Here is a 369-nt window from a genome sequence, read left to right as displayed (position 1 = left end):
CTAGCTATAGCCATGAATAAAATTATCTCCCTTTATATATTAATTATACTCTTCTTGGCAGGTTGTAATTTAGAATTGTCAGAAGAGGTTGATGTAAAACCAGCAATAACATTAGAACGGATCGATATTAGCGTCTCCTCATCAGGAATTCGGGGAACAAGTAAATTAACGATGAGGAAGGGGAACAAAAAAGCTTTCGTCGCAGTAGGTTATTATTCTGATCACTCTTCAAAGGTGCTAACTGATTTAAGCATTTGGCGCTCTAATAACAAGAACATTGGATATTTTGTAGAACCGGGACAATTAATTGGCAAAGCGTTAGGATTTATAAAGATCACAGCCACTAAAGATGGAGTCACCAGTAACACA

Annotated in this window: 1 pseudogene; it reads left to right on the top strand. The window is 36.6% G+C overall.

Annotation, left to right across the window (positions count from 1 at the left end):
* Positions 1 to 12: 12 nt before the first annotated feature.
* Positions 13 to 369: pseudogene (locus AB4496_RS27030) on the top strand (hypothetical protein); the annotation flags it as partial.

Origin of the sequence: Vibrio sp. 10N.222.46.A1, assembly GCF_041473595.1 — a bacterium.
Lineage (GTDB): Bacteria > Pseudomonadota > Gammaproteobacteria > Enterobacterales > Vibrionaceae > Vibrio > Vibrio tasmaniensis_A.
Note: the sequence above shows the minus strand (reverse complement) of the source record. Positions and strands in the feature narration are given on the sequence as shown.